Annotated in this window: 15 protein-coding genes and 1 pseudogene; 13 read left to right on the top strand and 3 right to left on the bottom strand. The window is 43.4% G+C overall.

Annotated elements, in window-relative coordinates; all coding sequences use genetic code 11:
* Nucleotides 1-496: 496 nt before the first annotated feature.
* The 13 genes from BUB85_RS17400 to BUB85_RS17340 all read left to right on the top strand — a co-directional run bounded on the left by BUB85_RS17400 (nucleotide 497) and on the right by BUB85_RS17340 (nucleotide 17004).
* Nucleotides 497-2950 carry a glycogen/starch/alpha-glucan phosphorylase gene (locus BUB85_RS17400; protein ID WP_073112822.1) on the top strand — a complete coding sequence of 818 codons (2454 nt, stop codon included), beginning with the start codon at nucleotides 497-499 and terminating at the stop codon, nucleotides 2948-2950.
* A 270-nt stretch (nucleotides 2951-3220) separates the two neighbouring features.
* Nucleotides 3221-3859 carry a GNAT family N-acetyltransferase gene (locus BUB85_RS17395; protein ID WP_073112821.1) on the top strand — a complete coding sequence of 213 codons (639 nt, stop codon included), beginning with the start codon at nucleotides 3221-3223 and terminating at the stop codon, nucleotides 3857-3859.
* A 187-nt stretch (nucleotides 3860-4046) separates the two neighbouring features.
* Nucleotides 4047-4856 (top strand): MerR family transcriptional regulator, encoded by an 810-nt coding sequence (locus BUB85_RS17390; RefSeq protein WP_159434674.1) that lies wholly within the window; start codon nucleotides 4047-4049, stop codon nucleotides 4854-4856.
* Between the two features lie 166 nt (nucleotides 4857-5022).
* Nucleotides 5023-5709, top strand: coding sequence for a response regulator transcription factor (locus tag BUB85_RS17385; RefSeq protein ID WP_073112819.1), 687 nt, complete (start codon nucleotides 5023-5025; stop codon nucleotides 5707-5709).
* The gene (locus BUB85_RS17380) at nucleotides 5696-6712 is read left to right on the top strand and encodes a sensor histidine kinase (protein ID WP_073112818.1); all 1017 of its coding nucleotides are present in this window, start codon (nucleotides 5696-5698) and stop codon (nucleotides 6710-6712) included. The genes BUB85_RS17385 and BUB85_RS17380 overlap by 14 nt, the downstream gene beginning before the upstream one ends.
* Nucleotides 6713-6840: 128 nt before the next feature.
* A complete protein-coding gene (locus BUB85_RS17375; RefSeq protein ID WP_073112817.1) occupies nucleotides 6841-7602 on the top strand; it encodes an ABC transporter ATP-binding protein in 762 nt (253 codons plus the stop codon).
* 1 nt (nucleotide 7603) lies between these two features.
* Nucleotides 7604-9274: an FtsX-like permease family protein gene (locus BUB85_RS17370; protein WP_073112816.1), complete on the top strand. Its 1671-nt coding sequence runs from the start codon at nucleotides 7604-7606 to the stop codon at nucleotides 9272-9274.
* A gap of 35 nt (nucleotides 9275-9309) precedes the next feature.
* A complete protein-coding gene (locus tag BUB85_RS17365) occupies nucleotides 9310-9897 on the top strand; it encodes a lipoprotein BA_5634 family protein (RefSeq protein ID WP_073112815.1) in 588 nt (195 codons plus the stop codon).
* Between the two features lie 100 nt (nucleotides 9898-9997).
* Entirely contained in the window at nucleotides 9998-11050 is a 1053-nt protein-coding gene (locus tag BUB85_RS17360) for a YdcF family protein (protein ID WP_084534103.1), read from the top strand.
* A gap of 249 nt (nucleotides 11051-11299) precedes the next feature.
* On the top strand, nucleotides 11300-12022 hold the full coding sequence (locus BUB85_RS17355) for a transglycosylase domain-containing protein (protein ID WP_073112814.1): 723 nt from the start codon (nucleotides 11300-11302) through the stop codon (nucleotides 12020-12022).
* A gap of 200 nt (nucleotides 12023-12222) precedes the next feature.
* Nucleotides 12223-14328 (top strand): penicillin-binding transpeptidase domain-containing protein, encoded by a 2106-nt coding sequence (locus BUB85_RS17350; protein WP_084534102.1) that lies wholly within the window; start codon nucleotides 12223-12225, stop codon nucleotides 14326-14328.
* A 55-nt stretch (nucleotides 14329-14383) separates the two neighbouring features.
* Nucleotides 14384-15619 (top strand): DUF6070 family protein, encoded by a 1236-nt coding sequence (locus BUB85_RS17345; protein WP_242945477.1) that lies wholly within the window; start codon nucleotides 14384-14386, stop codon nucleotides 15617-15619.
* An 80-nt stretch (nucleotides 15620-15699) separates the two neighbouring features.
* Nucleotides 15700-17004 carry a DUF6070 family protein gene (locus tag BUB85_RS17340; RefSeq protein WP_242945476.1) on the top strand — a complete coding sequence of 435 codons (1305 nt, stop codon included), beginning with the start codon at nucleotides 15700-15702 and terminating at the stop codon, nucleotides 17002-17004.
* Nucleotides 17005-17025: 21 nt separating this feature from the next.
* On the opposite strand, the gene BUB85_RS17335 is transcribed toward BUB85_RS17340, so the two are convergent.
* The 3 genes and pseudogenes from BUB85_RS17335 to BUB85_RS17330 form a co-directional block, all read right to left on the bottom strand.
* Complete coding sequence (locus BUB85_RS17335) at nucleotides 17026-18822, bottom strand: BlaR1 family beta-lactam sensor/signal transducer (protein ID WP_073112813.1); 1797 nt, start codon at nucleotides 18820-18822, stop codon at nucleotides 17026-17028.
* Between the two features lies 1 nt (nucleotide 18823).
* A pseudogene (locus tag BUB85_RS22125) lies at nucleotides 18824-18967 on the bottom strand (BlaI/MecI/CopY family transcriptional regulator); the annotation flags it as partial.
* Between the two features lie 3 nt (nucleotides 18968-18970).
* Nucleotides 18971-19305 (bottom strand): IS66 family transposase (locus BUB85_RS17330; RefSeq protein WP_143160773.1); only part of this gene is annotated, 335 nt, incomplete at its 5' end.

Here is a 19305-nt window from a genome sequence, read left to right as displayed (position 1 = left end):
CCTTCTTCCTTGTGTTTTATGTCTCCATTGTACTAAAAACTCAGGAAAAAAGCGAATTCACATAGATTCACCTATGGTGAAAATGACTGTGGATAAGTAATGTTTTTCAATGTTCAGTTGTTGTTAAATATATTCAAAAGCCATAGAATTTGGCTTTGAATCAGAGTTATTTGAAAGATTGAAAGAGTAATCCACAATGAATTAAATTATTCAATCACAAACAATTGGTTATCCACCAATTACCGAAATAATATCGCAAAACAGGTTTTAAAAATTCTCTGTTTTGTACAAAAATTAATTAGTTCCCCAAGGGGGTTCTGAACAGTTACAATTATTTAATGAAATGTAAGGTGTTTAAAGAGCACCGGGGAAATAAACAAAAAACTTTATCAAAATTTTACCTGTATCTGATAGAGATATTTACAAATCTTCTTTATGGTAAATGAGGAAACATTTTAATAAAAGTCTCAATTACTATAGGGAGGATGTCACGAAAATGGAAACAATGGATAAGGAAACTCTAAAAGAGGAAATAAAAAAACAGATAAAGTATCGCTTTAGAAAGAATATTGAGGATGCATCAAAGCAGGAAGTCTATCAGGGTATCTGTTATGCGCTGAAAGAAATGATTATAGATGAATGGATCGATACTCATAAAAAATATGAAACGCTGGATAGTAAGATGGTCTATTATTTATCCATGGAATTTTTGATGGGAAGAGCATTGGGGAACAATCTCATCAATTTTGGTGCTTATAAAGAAGTAGCCGAAGTGATTGAGGAGTTAGATGCGGGAGACCTTTATCATATTGAGGAGGAAGAACCGGACGCTGCCCTGGGGAATGGCGGTCTGGGACGACTGGCGGCATGTTTTATGGACTCGCTGGCAACCCTGGGATATCCGGCTTATGGATGTGGAATCCGGTATCGCTACGGAATGTTCCGTCAGGAAATCGAAAATGGATATCAAAAAGAGATGCCGGATGAATGGCTGAAAAATGGAAATCCATTTGAAATCGAACGCCCGGAATATGCAGTAGAAATAAAATTTGGCGGACATGTGGATGCCGAATACAATGAAAATGGAAAAATGTATTTTGTGCACAGAGATTATGAAAGTATACAGGCAGTACCGTTTGATATGCCGATTGTAGGCTACCAAAATGGAGTGGTGAATACCTTAAGAGTCTGGGACGCAAGACCGATGCACAGCTTTGATCTGGATTCATTTGATCGTGGAAATTACGCAAAGGCCAGAGAGAATAAAAACAATGCAAGAAGTATTGTTGAAGTGCTTTATCCAAATGATAATCATGAGACCGGAAAGCAGCTTCGTTTGAAGCAGCAGTACTTTTTCGTATCAGCCAGTTTGCAGACGGCAGTCAAGAAATACATGCAGCGTCACGACAATATTTGCGGGTTAGCTGATAAGGTCTGCTTTCAGCTTAATGATACACATCCAACCGTAGCGGTGGCTGAACTGATGAGGATTCTAATGGACGAATATGGCGTAGAGTGGGAACAGGCATGGAAAATCACAACAAAGTGCTGCGCTTATACCAATCACACGATTATGGCAGAAGCTCTGGAAAAGTGGCCGATTGCTTTGTTTTCATCTCTTCTTCCAAGAGTATATCAGATTGTGGAGGAAATTCATCGTCGTTTCACTGAGGAAATCAAAGCATTTTTTGGAGATGACCAGGATATATTAAGCAGAATGTCCATTCTCTATGACGGCCAGGTTCATATGGCAAGACTGGCAATCGCAGGTAGTTTTTCTGTGAACGGAGTTGCAAGACTGCATACAGAAATATTAAAAAATCAGGAATTAAGTGACTTTTACAAACTTACGCCGGAAAAATTTAATAACAAGACAAACGGTATCACGCAGAGACGGTTTCTTGTTCACGGGAATCCAGAACTGTCAGACTGGATTACAAAACAGATTGGTGCAGGATTTATCACCAATCTTCCAGAATTAGAAAAGCTGACAGCACTTGCGGACGACAAAAAGAAAATGAAAGAGTTTGCGGAAATAAAGGCGAACAATAAGAAACGGCTTGCAGCCTATATACAGGAACATAATGGAATTGAGATCAATGTAAATTCCATGATCGACTGTCAGGTGAAACGTCTTCATGAGTACAAACGTCAGATGCTGAACATTCTGTATGTTATTACTCTTTATCAGGAAATGAAGGAGAATCCGGGCAAGAAATATTGTCCCAGGACTGTATTGTTTGGGGCAAAATCAGCACCTGGATACGAGAGGGCGAAGCTGATCATTAAACTGATCAATAATGTGGCGGATACCGTCAATAACGATAAATCCATTAAAAATCAGTTAAAAGTGGTGTTTATTGAAGATTATAAGGTATCAAATGCAGAACTAATCTTTGCAGCGGCTGATTTAAGTGAACAGATTTCTACCGCATCGAAAGAAGCTTCTGGAACAGGAAATATGAAATTTATGCTCAATGGTGCAATCACCATAGGCACTATGGATGGAGCAAATGTGGAGATTGTAGAAGAAGTCGGAAGGGAAAATGCATTTGTATTTGGTCTTTCTTCTGATCAGGTCATTGAGTATGAGCATAATGGTCAGTACAAGGCAATTGAGATTTATAACGAGAATCCAAAGCTGAAAAAAGCTTTAGACTCACTGGTTGACGGAACTTTCATCAAAGAGGGAGAGGACAAGAATCTTTTCCAGGGACTCCATCAGGCACTGCTTTATGGACAACATTCAAACATCGCAGACCGTTACTTTGTACTGGCAGATTATGATTCTTATATGGATGCGCAGAAACAGGCGGAAGAGCTCTATATGAATCCGGAGGAATGGAACAGGAAAGCATTTTTGAATGTGTGTCATGCAGGTAAATTCAGTTCAGACCGCACGATAGAAGAGTATGCTTCTGAAATCTGGAGATTAAAATCAATTATATAACCTTACAAAAGATGTCCCACGGACAGATGATTTTGCGGATAGAGCCATGTGAAAGTTATTTTTCACATGGCTCTATCAGTTGGTGCGCTTCGTAGTCCATTGGGACAACATACAAACCGTCTTTTGTAACGGCAGTTCCATCAGACGCTCTTTCTTTTTTGCACGTACAAAGAAACTCTTGACATTACAGTAACGGTATAGTTTATCATCAATTCTGACAGCAGACAAGAACGATATGGAAGTATCGCAAAGATGAAAAGAGGAGAACAAATGAAAAACACATTAGAATTTAGAACGATTCAAAAAGAAGATTACACGGAACTGGAACATATTATCAGCGATGTCTGGAAATACGAGGATTTTTGTTCGCCGGAGACAGCAAAAAAGATGGCGAAACTCTACCTCGCAAGCTGCCTGATAAACCAGACCTATAACTGTGTAGCGGTGCAGGATGGGAAAGCTGTCGGAGTGATTATGGGAAACTGTTTCCGTGAGAAAAAACATACGGCAAAATATCTGCCGCGCCGGATCAGCGCGGTGCTGGAAATGGCGTTATCAGGAGAGGGCAGGGGCGTTATGAAAATGTTCCAGGGCTTTGATCAGATTGATGAGGAACTGCTTCAACTGTCAGGAAAAACATATGACGGTGCTTTAGAGTTTTTCGCAGTAGACAAAGCGGTGCATGGAACTGGGATAGGCGGTCAGTTGTATCAAAGGGCTATGGACTACTTTGCAGAATGCCAGATGCGTAATTTTTATTTATACACCGATACGGCATGTAACTGGGGGTTCTATGAACACCAGGGAATGGTCAGAGTTGTCGAGAGGGAGAAGAAATTTGATGGGCATGAACGAAAAATAAATTTTTTCCTGTATGAAAAAACGGAAGTCAGGGACATTTTAAACTAAATAACTACCCAGAAAGCATAGGATAGATTTTCGAGAGTGACAGTCAAAAACGCAGGCATAGCGGGCTGCGCTGAGGCTTTCGGGCTTGCACTCCTACAGAACAAATGATAGACTATACAGTAAGTGTATGGTTGAAAAAATATATTGTATTTCTGCCGTAAAAGCGGGGCGCAAAATGGAGAGAAAAATGGAGAGAAGCTTGTTTACAACAGGAGAATTTGCAAAATTCCACAAGGTCAATAAAAGGACGCTGCACTACTATGATGAAATCGGGTTGTTCAAACCGAAAGTTATGGGGGATAATGGGTATCGCTACTACACGTATTTGCAGAGCTCAGAGTTTGAAATGATTTTGGCGTTTCGGGAGCTGGGCATGAGTATTGAGGAAATTATGGAATATTTCAAAAATCCAAATACAGAATTGTTCCGGTCAATCATACAGGCGAAGAAAGCAGAAATCAAAAGTCAGATCCATAAGCTGAGAGAACTCGACAAGCTGCTGCAATTCAAGGAAAATCAATTAGACTTAAGCGAAGCTGCCAGTTTTGATAAAATAGAAATCATACAATGCGAGGAAGAATATCTGCTGTTGAGTGACACCATTACCGGGGAGTGGAACGATGAGGATTTTAAAAAGCTTTTTGCACACACCGAGAACTGTACCAACCGGATCTTTAACAGAAGTTACGGGAGTATGATATCTGTGGAGGCACTACAAAACAAAAAATATGAGGATTATGCCTACTTTTTTACTCAGATTTCGAAATCGCATGGGCATAAGACCATGTTTAAAAAGCCGAAAGGCAATTATCTTCGAGCTTTTTGTAAGGGAGACTGGAATCTGCTCCCGGACTGTTATGAGAGAATACTGTCCTTCACAGAATCAAAAAAGATGAGACTGACTGGTTATGCATACGAAGAGGGAATCAACGAAATGGCAATTTCTGCGATGGACGAATATATTACTCAGATAACGATAAGGTGTGAGAAAGATTGAAATACATGGGTACAGTCTGAGGCACAGAAGTGGCTTAATCATTTTTAACTCTTTTCATCTGAAGAATGTAAAATAGGACACTGTAAATTACAGTACTTGACAAAAAGAATTACATTACTATAATTCACAATATCACTCGAGACAGAAAATGAAAAGGAGATATCGTATGTATAAAATATTGATTGTTGAAGATGACAGCGTGATTTCTGCCGGGATAAAAAAATATCTGGAATCATGGGAATATGAGTGCAAAGCGGCATCGGATTTTCATGATATCATAGGAGAATTTGTGGGATTTTCACCGGATCTGGTACTTATGGACATTGGACTGCCAAGCTTTGACGGATATTACTGGTGCAGAGAAATACGGAAGATATCGCAAGTCCCTGTTATTTTTCTGTCCTCTATGTCGGATAATATGAATATCGTAATGGCAATCAATATGGGGGGAGACGACTTCATAGGTAAACCATTTGATGTACAGGTACTGACAGCAAAAGTGGAGGCCATGCTTCGCAGGACCTATGAGCTTCATGGAACGGACATGCTGTTAAAATCGGGAGGCGTTGTTTTGGATCAGAATAAGGCCAGTGTCCATTATGGAGAAAATGCGGTGGAATTGACAAAAAATGAATATCGGATTCTGCAAAAATTAATGGAGCATGCGGGTCGGATTGTCTCCAGAGAAGATATTATGGAGGCATTGTGGAGTACGGATTCGTATGTGGATGACAATGCGCTTACGGTAAGTATTGCAAGGCTGCGAAAGAAGCTTGAAGGAATGGGCCTGAAAGATTACATTATCACAAAGCGCGGAATAGGATATCAGGTAGATACAAATGAAAAAGAATGAGGATTCGGATCAGCCTTTATGGAAGGCGTACATAAAAGAGGAGAAATACTGGCTGGGGGCTGTAGCCGGTGCGGTCATTGTGTTTCTGCTGATGTTCTGGCTGTGCCAGCTGCCGCTGACGGTACCTGCCTATCTGGCCTGTCTGTATCTGATCTGTCAGAGCGGTCTGTTTTTTTATCGATTTTCCCAATTTCGAAAGTACCATGAATATCTTGAAAACATGACGGGGTGTCCGGAGACAGATACACTGGGAGAAAGGCTTCCAAAGGATACGACTGTATGTGAAGCGGACTATCAGAAACTGGTGCTGGGACTGTTGGAGAAAAAGCGCATTTTAACGGAAGAACAGATTGAAAAAGAAAAAGAGGCTTCGGATTATGAAACGCTCTGGGCGCATCAGATCAAGGTGCCGATAGCGGCTATGCGTCTGATTCTTCAGACAGAGGAGTGTGAATGCAGGGAAGAGCTGAAAGGAAAACTGTTCGAGGTCGAGGGATATGTAGAGATGATGCTCTGTTATCAGAGACTTGGAAGCCTGCATGGTGATCTGGCCATTCATTCCTGCGAACTGGAGGACATTGTGAGAAAGGCGGTTCATAAATATGCCAGAATGTTTATCCGAAAAAAGATTCGACTGGATTTTCCGGATTTTCACTGTCAGATTTTGACGGATGAGAAATGGCTGCAATTCGTCATTGAACAGATATTGTCCAATGCATTGAAATATACACAGGCGGGAAGTGTCAGTATTCGGTGTGACTGCGAACAGAAACTTCTGACCATTCAGGACACCGGAATTGGAATTGCACCGGAGGATATATCCCGCGTGTTTGAGCGTGGATTCACAGGAGAAAACGGAAGAAATGAGCGAACCTCCACCGGGCTGGGGCTATATCTTTGCAACAGAATTGTGACAGAACTTTCTCATGAACTTCGGATTGATTCTGTGCAGGGAAGTGGGACAAGTGTTTCAATCAGACTGGATAATATTACAATTTTGTAATATGGAAGATGAAAATGTAATGTCAGAGAAAGGCATTACATTTTTTTATCTGTTATAATACATGTTATCAGGAACCATTTGCTGCAAGCAAATATAAGATGGGCTGATGTTCAGAGGAGAGCAAAGACATGGAAATATTAAAAGTGGATCAAGTGAAGAAAATATATACAACAAGATTTGGTGGGAACAATGTACAGGCGCTGCGGGACATTACCTTTACGGTTGAGAGCGGAGAGTATGTGGCAATCATGGGGGAATCCGGTTCGGGAAAAACAACTCTTTTGAATATTCTGGCTACTCTGGATCAGCCGACCAAAGGGAAAATAGTTCTTGAGGGAAAGGATCTTGGCCGGATATCTGAGAAGAAGGCGGCAAAATTCCGAAGAGAACAGTTGGGATTTGTATTTCAGGAATTTAATCTCCTGGACACGCTGTCAGTCAAAGATAACATCCTTCTTCCACTGGTTTTATCCGGGTATCCGCAGAATGAGATGATGGCTCGGTTAAAACCGATAGCGGGAAGACTACACATCAGTGAACTGCTGGAAAAGTATCCCTATGAGATATCCGGCGGACAAAAGCAGCGGACAGCAGTTGCACGCGCTCTGATTATGAATCCCAAACTGATTCTGGCAGATGAGCCTACCGGGGCCCTGGACTCCCATGCGGCAATGCAGCTATTGGATGTGTTTAGCGAGATCAACCGGGGCGGACAGACGATTCTTATGGTAACCCATAGCACAGAGGCGGCGAGCCATGCGAAGCGTGTATTATTTATTAAAGATGGGATTGTGTATCATCAATTGTACAGGGGCGAACGCAGCCGCGAAGAGATGTATCAGATGATCACCAATGTCCTGACAGCAATTGCTACGGGAGGTGAGCGGTAGTATGAAGGAGCTCTGCAAAAAGCTGGCAGCCCAGAATCTGTCAAAAAACAGAACCATCTATCTCCCATATATGATGGCGCAGGTGCTGATGGTTGCTTTGTTTTATAACCTGTTGTTTCTGGTGGGAAATAAGAACATTCTCACACTTCCGGGTGGGGAGAGTGTACAGCAGACGCTGGCTTATGGATCCCTGGTTATGGGTGTGTTCGTAATGACATTTTTGTTTTATGTCAATGGTGTTCTAATGAAGCAGAGGAAAAAGGAGTTTGGATTATACAGAGTGCTTGGGATGGAATACCAGCATTTGAAAAAAGTAGTCTTTTACGAAACATGTATTGCAAATGCCATATCTTTTGCAGTGGGAATTGTATCTGGCATTGTATTCAGCGGACTCTTATATATGATTCTTTTAAAGATATTGGGTGAGCGGGCGGCACTGGCGTTTGGCATTTCCATAAGTGCAATTTGGTACACCCTGCTGCTGTTTGGTTTTTTGTTTGTGCTTGTTTTATTCCGTAACCTCAGACAGTTGAAACGGGTGAAGTTAAGAGAAATGCTTCAGGCAAAAGAACAGGGAGAACAGGAGCCAAAGACAAAAAAAGGTCTGGTCGTGTTTGGAATCTTCTGTCTGGTTATCGGATATGGAATCGCCCTGTTGGTTCAAAATATCATCGCATCCTTATTTTTGTTCTTTGTGGCAGCTGTTTTTGTGATCATTGGAACCTATGCATTGTTTACCGCAGGCAGTATTATTTTCTTAAAAAAAATCAAGGCAGACAAGGAGCGGTATTATACACCGCGTTTCTTTGTTGCTGTGTCCGGACTGCTGCACCGTATGAAGCAAAACGCTGCCGGACTGGCGGGAATCTGTGTTTTAAGCACCATGATTCTGGTGACGTGTTCGGTGTCAGTATCGGTGTATTTTGGTCAGGAACATGCGATCCGCACAATGTTCCCGGCAGACATCGTTGTTACGATGGTTGATACGACAAACCCGGAACAGGATATGGAATATATAAAGAATCAGGCTGAATTGGCGGCACAGCAGACCGGGATTTCAGTGAGAGACGTGAAACTGGCTGCGTCAGATTCCCAGTTGGAAAATGCGGGGAGTGGTTATGAAACGCAGAATGTGCAGATTTCGCTTTCCGGCAGTGAGAAAGAAAAAAATGAATGCAGCAAAGAATTGGAAGTGAACACGGACGATGGCGTGTACACGTATCAATCGGCACATTTTGTGTGTAAACAGAGTCCTCAGGAGGGGGCCGAGTCGATCCGAGCAACGTATGGTGGATTTTTATTCCTTGGGATTTTTCTGGGCGTGATGTTCATGGCGGCAACGGTTCTCATGATTTATTATAAACAGATTTCGGAAGGGTATGAAGACAGACAGCGTTACATCATTATGAAGAAGGTGGGAATGAGTGACGAAGAGGTAAGAGAATCTATTCAGACCCAGGTACTTCTCGTGTTTTTCCTGCCGTTAGGTATGGCGGCGGTCCATATTTTGATCGCACTGAAAAACATGGTTCAGATATGCAGTATTTTGTCCATTGGATGGGGAACAGTGATTCTTTGTACAATCGGAACAGTGCTGATATTTTCCCTTATTTACATGGGAGTATATAGAAAAACAGCAAAAGTTTACTACGCGATTGTTGACCGACAATAGAAATATTGATAAAATGCTTAAGGAGGATAAGAACGATGAAAAAAGGAATATGGATTACGATAGCAGTCGTGGGTGCGATTACACTGGCTGCTGCAGGTGCATTTGTGGTGGTGTCAAATGGATTGTTTCACAAAGAGGCGAAGGGACTTATTCTGTATGGGACGGAGCAGCAGCTCAGCGCAGATAGGGAACTTGAGGCAGAAGACACCGAATATTCCTATCAGACGGAGGTGAAGATTGTAGATGAAAATCTGATGATCATCCGGGAAAAGGATATGAAGGAATTATGTGGAAAGCAGATTGTAAATCAGGTAAATGAAAAGGAACAATGTGAGCCGGTTTCGGAAATTGAATCGGCCAAAGAAACCCCCGTATATTATGCGAAAAATTCCAAAACAGATATAAATATTGAAGGAAAAGAACTGAAAGTGACGGCAGGTGATGATCTGATTATCGGGACTGGACGGGTATTTGATGAGGGCTATCTGGTTGTGTCGGACAACTGCTATGAGAAACTTGACGGAGCGGAAACCGGGATGCTGGTACTTGGACTAAATAAAGCGGCAGACAAAGAAATTGAACGGTGTCAGTTTGAAAATGTGCAGTTGATTGATATGCCGTGATTGTGTCTGATTTTCAATGGAAATGTAATATGTATGTATCGTCAGCTCACCTGCTGGAAGCAAATATAAGATGGGCTGATGTTTGGAGAGGGAGTAAAATATGAATTTTTTTATTTATCCGGCAGCGCGGATCGGGCTGTATATGTTGACGCTGTGTACAGCAGCTCTTTTTGGAATATCGGTTTACCGTGATCGCAGAAGAATGCGCAACTGTGTATTTCTGATTCTCACACTTAATTTGATATGGCAGTGTATTAGTGTGACAGTGGCCTTTGTTCAGGGGGAGGATTTCGATGGAATGACGGTGGTTCCGCGGATGGTTCTGGCATTGATTCTTGCAATCGGTTTGATCGTAAATGGTCTGCTTGTCATAACAAAAGAAGGCTTCTCGATTGCGCATAGTTTGTCACTTCTGGTTGGCGGGGCAATTATTGTTGCAATCGCTGCTTATGTAGGGGCAGTTTTATATGTGATTCATCTGCAGGACTTGAATTATGGAATGAATCCAGTGTCAAAACCGCTGGAGGCAGCCTTTTACATCTGCATGGAACTCGCGTCATATCTTCCGATGATGATGATCGGGTTTCTCTTGTATTCGATGTTATATCAAAAACTTCCAATCAAAAGAAATCCCCAGTTTATAGTGATTCTTGGCTGTGGTCTTATGGGGGACAAGGTGACACCGCTTCTGGCGAGCCGGTTGGACCGGGGAATCGCGTATGATGAAAAGACAAACAGGGAGAGCCTCTTTCTGGTTTCAGGGGGAAAGGGAAATGATGAGGTTATCTCAGAGGCACAGGCGATGGAAAACTACCTGTTGGAAAAAGGAATCCCGCAGGAGCGGATTCTGAAAGAGGACAAGTCTACAACAACGCGGGAAAACCTTATGTTTTCGAAAAAAATCATGGAAGATCGGATGAAAGATTATTTCTGCGTGATCGCAACGAATAATTTTCATGTGCTGCGTGCCGCAATGCTGGCCAGAAGCCAGGGTGTGAATGGAGAGGTGATCGGTGGAAAGACTGCGAACTATTATCGTCCGGTGGCAGTGATCAGAGAACATGCAGCATTGATTTTGTCGTATAAAGGACTCTTTTGTGTATATGCGGCATGGGTGGTTATTTTCAATATATTTAAATACTTTTTTATGTAAAGTCGATGCAGGATGGTCTCTGGACTTGTAATGAATATGAAAGAACAGAAATTTAAAAAAAATTAAGAAATTTTATAGAATTGCCTGAAGGTTTATCTGTTATTCTTTTTACAGAAAAGAATAACAGATATTGTAAGGCGGAATGATTCGCTGCATAAATACAGTGAAATGGAGTTTCTGCAAAGAAAACAAAAAATATATGGATGTACTTAAAATGATATGACATAAAAAGAAAGGGGCCAACAGATTATGAGAACGATTTATCACTGCATAAGAAAAGTTTTTTCAAGACTGTTGGCCGTGGCGATCTGCGCGGTTCTGATTGTGGGTGTTGTATTTACAGTCAGGGGATACGAAATGTATCAAAGTGCCGTAAGAGAGACCTCTGTTTCAGAAAGGGTTTCGGATATCCAAAATCAGGAAAATTATGTGAAGTATGAGGAACTGCCACAATTTTATATTGATGCGGTTATTTCGGTAGAAGACCATCGCTTTGATACCCACTGCGGCATCGACGTGATTGCGATCGGACGGGCCGCCCTGAGTGATATAAAAGCAGGATCCTTTGTGGAGGGCGGCAGTACCATTACGCAGCAGATTGCGAAAAATCTGTTCTTTTCCCAGAAAAAGGAGATGACAAGAAAGTTCGCAGAAGTATTTGCGGCGTTGGATTTGGAAAAGGAGTACGATAAATCTGAAATTTTTGAGATTTATGTAAACACGATTTACTTCGGAAGTGACTATTATGGCATCTATGATGCGGCGATGGGATATTACGGGAAAGCACCGTCGGATCTGACGGACTATGAATCCGCTATGCTGGCAGGTCTGCCGAATGCACCGTCGGCGTATTCTCCGGATACGAATATGGATCTGGCTGTGCAGCGGGTGAGACAGGTGCTGGACTGTATGGTGAAATTCGATGCTGTTACGCAGGAACAGGCGGAAGCGGTGCAAGAGAGTGCAGAGTAAATAATTTTACTTGACTTATAAATCTTACTGTTGTAATATTTGAGTATAAAATCAGTGAGAGCCACATATTTTTTTGTGGTTAAATATTACATATGTAAGAATAAAAGCGCAAAGCACAAGAAAAGGCGTAGAGTGAAAAAATTAGACAGACAAAAGATGTGAAACAAAAAAGCTTGAAAAGGAAAAAACGGGAGGATGCGATGAGGCAGGGAAAAACAGATAATAAAAAAGGGAAAAAAAGAGGATCGCATACAGGGACATTTATCCTTGCAATATGTCTGACCGGCATGTTGATTGCTGCAATTCTACTGCTGAAATCACATTTTACAAGGAAAAATCCAGAAGATATCCTGAGTCAGTATATGAACTGTATTGTTTTAAAACAATATGAAGAAATGTACTCCTTGGTGGATGTCGAAGGTTCCGAAACTATCAGTCTGGAAGATTTTACAGCACGAAATTCAGCAATCTATGAGGGGATAGAGACAAAAAATTTAAAGGTTGACATCACAGAGTATGACAGGAAAAAGCTTGCGGTGAAATATCATACATCGCTGGATACAGCTGCTGGCAATATCAGCTTTGACAACGAGGCTTATTTTTCCAAAGGAAAAGCCGGTTACCGGATTCTCTGGGAGAATGGACTGATTTTTCCGAAGCTGGAAGCTTCAGACACGGTCAGGGTAGAACGGATCACAGCGGAGCGGGGGAGTATTCTGGACAGAAATGATCAGGTACTTGCAGGGAAGGGAACCGCGTCCTCGGTAGGAATTATTCCAGGAAAGCTGGAGAACAGGGACAATGCAATAGCAGAAATTGCAGGGCTGGTGGAAATGAATCCGGAAAGTATCGAGAGGGAACTGGAGGCACAATGGGTGACGGATGACACGTTTGTCCCAATCAAAACACTCCCGAAGATCAATGAATTGGACCTGATGTCTCCGGAGCCTGCGAAGGAGACCGTGGCCGAACAGGAGCGGCAGGAGAAATTGCTAGCCATTCCGGGAATTATGATTTCAGATACAGAGATCAGGCAGTATCCACTGGGAGAAGCGGCGGCGCATCTGGTTGGATACATACAGAATGTCACGGCGGAGGACCTGGAAAATCATCCGGGTGAGGACTATACCGATAATAGTGTAATCGGAAAGAGTGGCATGGAAGGCCTGTACGAAAAGGAATTGAAAGGGCAGGACGGATGCAGTATCTATATTATGAATGCGGAGGGAGAACGAAAGGCAGAACTGGCAGATGAAGTGGTACAAAATGGCCAGAACATAAAGCTTACGATTGACGCAGATCTGCAGAGCGCTCTGTACGAACAATTTAAGATGGATAAGAGCTGCTCTGTCGCAATGAATCCATATACCGGAGAGGTGCTTGCACTTATGAGTGCACCCTCCTTTGATAATAACGATTTTATCAGAGGGATGCCAGACGAAGAATGGACCGCACTGAATGAGGATGAAAATCAGCCATTGTACAACCGATTTCGGCAGATCTGGTGTCCGGGCTCGACATTTAAACCCATTGTTGCGGGAATTGGACTGCAGACAGGCACGGTGGATCCGAATGAAGATTTTGGAGATGTGGGGCTGGCATGGCAGAAGGATTCTTCGTGGGGAGATTACCAGGTGACAACGCTCCATGAGTATGAACCGGTTATTATGAAAAATGCGATTATGTATTCGGACAACATCTATTTTGCAAAGGCCGCGCTGAAAATCGGGGCAGACAATCTGGCAAAATCGTTGCATACGCTCGGATTTGATCAGGAACTTCCATTTGAAACCCAGATGACAGAATCCCAGTATTCTAATACGGACCAGATCGAGACAGAAATCCAGTTGGCCGACAGCGGATATGGGCAGGGACAGATTTTGGTAAATCCATTGCATCTTGCGAGTATCTATACCGCATTTTTGAATGAGGGAAATATGATAAAACCATATTTGCAGTATAAGGAAGATGCTGCAGGAGAGGTGTGGATCACAGATGCATTTACCGCAGAGAATGCCGGCATGGTAATGGAGGCTGTAAAGAGTGTGGTCAATGATCCGAACGGTACCGGATATGCAGCACACAGGGATGATATTGTGCTGGCGGGAAAAACGGGAACTGCTGAGATCAAGGCGACGAAGGAAGATACAACCGGAACGGAGATCGGATGGTTTTCTGTGTTTACAGCAGAAAAAGATGCTCCAAATCCAATCCTGCTGATCAGCATGGTGGAGAACGTAAAGGAGATTGGTGGCTGCGGTTATGTGATCAGAAAAGATGTGACTGTGTTGGATGGATATTTGTAAAGAGGATGGGGCCGGCCCGTTTGCCGGAAAGAATTTTCAGAGGAGACGATGTTCGATGAGAAGTGGAAGTGATAGAATGAAAACGCAGAGAATCTTGTTACTGATCATAAGTATTTTAATTCTGTGTACCGGCTGCAGCACCGGAAATGCCGATGCGGTACCGGCTGATCAGGAGAAAAACTCACCCGAAAGCTCACAAAAAAACACACAGAATGAGAAGCAGCTCAGTGTGTATGCAGACTCAGTGAAACGTGCAGAAGGGTACAAAGACATTTACGAGAAAGCGGCAAATGAGAACAAATTGGGCTCTTTGGAATTTAAGCGCCAGGTCATCCAATTCTTTGGCGAGGAAGGCTGCGTGGCGGTAGACCGGGAGAATCAAATTGATATGACGCACTATGAACAGGTAGAAGACTTTTGTCAAAAGGCACAGAACAAACAAGATGCAGAAGTAGAAATTTTTTCCATATTAAATGAAGGGCAGTTTATCCGATATGATCTGCGTACCAGTGGCGGGAAGATCCAGGTGATAATAAGTTCGATCGAGTGGGCGGATGGCTCGCCGCGCGGCAACTATTATCATGAATTTGAGGCATATACATGGAAATACACAGAAGGTGGCTATTTCTTCATCGAGGAGTATCATCCGCCGGGCTTTGATGGTGACATAGGACAGACCGGGTTCCGGGTGATCCCGCTCGATCAGACCTGCAGAGACCTGAATCAACAATATGTATACCCGGTCGGATATACGCGCAATAAGCTGCTGATCAGCGATTGGAATGAGCAGGATTATTCTGATTTGGATTTTTATGATTTATACGAGATTTTGTATCGCCTGAAAACGGGCAGCTATCTCTCGTACCTGGAGCATACCAGAGGTGCTGAATTTGAAATTCCGGAAAATGAATTTGAGGAGGTGCTTCAGACCTATTTTCAGATCAGCAGCGAACAGATACAGGAAAACACAGTCTATCATGCAGACAGCCAGACGTACCGTTACCGGCCAAGGGGAATGTATGACGCAGAATTTGCATACGAGCCTTATCCGGAAGTGACGGCCTGTGAAGAACAGGAGGACGGAACGATCAAGCTCACAATAAACGCTGTTTGGGAAAGAAAGCTGCTTGACTGTGCATTTGTCAGTGAACTGGTTGTGCGTCCGCTGGAAAACGGGCAGTATCAGTATGTATCAAACACGGTGATTCATTCGGACCAGACGATCGAACCGGAGTGGTACACGCCGCGGCTGTCGGATGAAGCGTGGGCCAGCTATTACGGAGAACAGTAAAGCGCTAGAACAGAGAGTGGGCCAACTATTACGGAGAACAGTAAAGTGCCAGATCAGAGAGTGTTGAAAGGAATGGGCATATGAGTTCGAAAAAGCAGGCTTCTGCTTTGATAGTAGAAAAAGGTGTTCGGATCCTGCGAAGAAGTGTTAGGGGCTTGCGGGCAGGAATCCTGGCTTCTGTTTGTGTTGCTTTGCTGTGTTCATGTGCAGACGGGAAGAGCCCAGAGCAGACAGATAAAAAAAGTGAAAAAAGTATTTCAGAAACGACAGACAAATTAAAAGAGACAGCAGAATACAAAAAGGGCTACGATCTCCCGATTGAGGATGCGGCGCGGGCCGAGGCGGTGGCAGACTGTCGGGCTGTTATGGGGCAGATCAGAGATATCTATGAAGGAACCGATAAGGGCAGTTCTGAAAATGCAGAGATTTCGGATGCAGCAATGCTTCAGATGGAGGAAGTCATCAAGGCGGCGGGAAATCCGGTCATAACCTCCGAGCATTATGCCACATTGGAAAATTATCAGCAGATGGAAAAGTTCTTAGAGGATTCCGAACAGGGAAAGTCTGGAAGTATTCTTCTGTATGAGATCAGCAGGGATGGCAGCATCACGCGGAAAAAGTTTCTCTATGATGGAACCGACATGTTTTTACTGGCATCGAGAGCCACATGGAGTGATGAAGGCGGAGTGACGATTTCCTATGTGTCCTGCACACGTGTGAAGGGATGGCAGTACACAGAAAAAGGCTGGTTCTGTTATGAGCTGTGTGTGCCGGAACCACCGGAGGTGACAGAGGTGGTAGACGGAAACTGTATGCTCCGAGTCAGACCACGGGAGGAGAAGTGCATTGAATTATCCAGAAAATGCTTACTTTCACTGGGGTACAGGGGGAACAATCTGTTGTGTTCTAACTGGAATGAAGAAAACATGGAGAGTCTAGATTATAACGGAATGTATGAATACCTGTATACAATGAAAAACGGGAGCACCTTTGAACCGCAAAATTACCCGAATGGAATCCCCGCAGAAGAGTTTGAAGGGATGATCATGAATTATCTTACGGTCACGGCAGAGCAGCTGAGAGAATGGGCGGTGTTTGACGAGGAACATCACACCTATGTATGGATGCGGTTGGGGTGTGGAAACTATTCGCCTACATTTTTTGGGACAGCCACACCGGAGGTGACCGGCATAACGGAGAACAAAGATGGAACGGTCACTTTAACGGTAGATGCAGTATGCGACATGGGAGAATACGGTGATGCCGCCATGACACATGAGCTCACCGTGAGGTTTGACGGGGACGGAGGATTCAAGTACCTGGGCAATAAAATCCTGGAGAGCGGGCTGGAGCAGATCCCGGACTATCAATACAGGGTAAAATAGAAAAGACAGCCCGTTATCCTTTTACTGTTTCCAGATGTTTCGTTCAGAGAGGATCGACCGGGTGATTTCAGCAGCCTTGCTGCCAGTAGCATTGGCAGCGCCCTGGATATTGAGTGCAAAGTAAACGGTATGATTTTGATCTTCGACATAACCGATAAACCATCCATTGACGTCATAACCATTGATTCTTCCGGTTCCTGTTTTTGCGTAGAGAGAATTTTCAGAGTCAGAGGAAATGCAAATTGCATTCTTCACAGCATCGATGTGAGACTGGTCCATGGAAAACTGATTTGTATTCAGGCATTTTAACAGTTCTACCTGTTCAATGGGAGAAATCTTTAAAGATGATTCCATCCAGTAAGAGTCTCCGGCGGACATATCCTGGTTTCCGTAATGTATCTGATTCAGGTAGTTCTTCGTTTCTGACCGGCCGATTGAACTTTCTATCCGCTCAAAATACCAGTTGACGGAATTACTCATGGCAGAACTCAAATTCTGATCTGCATTCCAGGAGTCAAAAGGCTGGCTCGTCCCATCCCAGCGCAGGAGTGGGTTGTCCAGTGAAATCGTTCCGCTTTCCAATCCCATCAGACCTACGTAGATCTTGTAAGTAGAGTCCGGCGCCACACGAGTGGATGCCAGCTTCTTATTATAAATCTGCCAGCTGTCATCTGCGGTGTCATATAAAACAAAACTTCCGTTATAACCATTAAAATCAGCGGAAAGGTCCATGTAGGATACATGTTCTTCACTGGCCTGAAAGTTATCATATTCCTGTGTAGCGGCATGGGTCGACAGTAGTGGCGCACAAGTCAGAAACAGAAGAGCAGTCAGCATGCACAGGGTCAAGCCGTGCATTTTCTGCCTGCGGGATACCGGGTGGTAGGATGCAATACTGAGAATCCGTTTTTGGATCTGCTTCATATTGCCGCTAAGTCCGCTCGCAAAAGGAAATGGAGATAAGGAAATTTTCTCGGCAAAATTAATCAGAGTGCTGCCGTAGCTGCCATAGTCCTTCTCCGTAAGGCATTGCAATACCGCACAATCACAGGCCATCTCACGGTCTGTCCGCATCTCTTTTAATGCATACCACACAGCCGGATTGAACCAGTAGAAAATTCCGGCAAGATTCATCAGAGCATTGGGAATGGCGTCCCTGTGCCGATAGTGCTGTAATTCATGTAAAAGAATATACCGCATATCCTTCTCGCAATAATCGGAAATCAGATGGATGGGAATGTAGATCTGGGGATGGAGCAGGCCGACCGTAATCGGTGATTTCAAAAATGCAGTGCTGAAAATGGAAATTCTGCCTGTAATGTGCAGTGTCGATGCACAGTCCAGAAACAGTGCGTACACCTGCTTATTCTGCAATGGAAGTGCAGAACTCTTCAGACGTTGAAGGTGCCAGCCGGAACGCACGACCAGAAAGAGCATTGCCAGTACCCCGATGATCCAAATGAAACAAAACATAGAAATCAAGGTGGCAGGCATGTCCCTGGTGACAGAAACTGCAAAATCATCTGCCCATCCCGTTGTGCTGACAGAGGACGCAGCCGAGTTCAATTTGCTGACTGCCTGAATACCGGATTTGCCCGCGACGCTCAAACGCTCGGCCAGCTGAAATACATCATGAAGCTTCGGCAGATGAAATGGCAGAAAAGGAATCGGCATCAGTCCCAGCATGAAAAACCACAAATCAAACTGGACCCGGGCAGAGATATACGGTCTGAAAAAGTGCTTCATGCCAAGCAGTATGCCGATGAATCCGGTGAGAAAGATATTGCAGAGAAAGAATCGAATGATAAATTCAGACAAATTATTTGCCTCCTTCCACCGTTTTTTTTGAAAGCAGGCTGCGAAGTGTGTCGATCTCTTTTTCGGAAAGCGCATCGCTTTCAATATAGGCAGACAGCATGCTGGTGATGTTGCCGTTATAAAAACGTTGTAACTGTTCAGAACTCCATTAGTTAAAGATGATATCGGAATTCCCTAAAAGGGCTTCTCTGATTGCTGTAAAAGCATTTATTCCATGCTTATGAGCAGTCCCAATATAGCTCATGATTGTAAGATATTCCTGTGCGCCTTCCTCACTGCGAAAACATCCTGAGACCTTGGTTTTAACCTTAATCATGCGCAAATCACGTTCCGCAAGGTTATTATCAAACGGAACACAGAGATTCTTTATAAATAAGCAGACTGATGCCTTGTAATTCACAAGTCTGTCAATTAGATTTAGTACCTTGGTCTTTTTCTTTCGACCACGCTTTTTGGTTGTGACTTCTGGTAAAGGATTTTCTT

Source organism: Hespellia stercorisuis DSM 15480, from assembly GCF_900142165.1.
GTDB lineage: Bacteria > Bacillota > Clostridia > Lachnospirales > Lachnospiraceae > Hespellia > Hespellia stercorisuis.
Note: the sequence above shows the minus strand (reverse complement) of the source record. Positions and strands in the feature narration are given on the sequence as shown.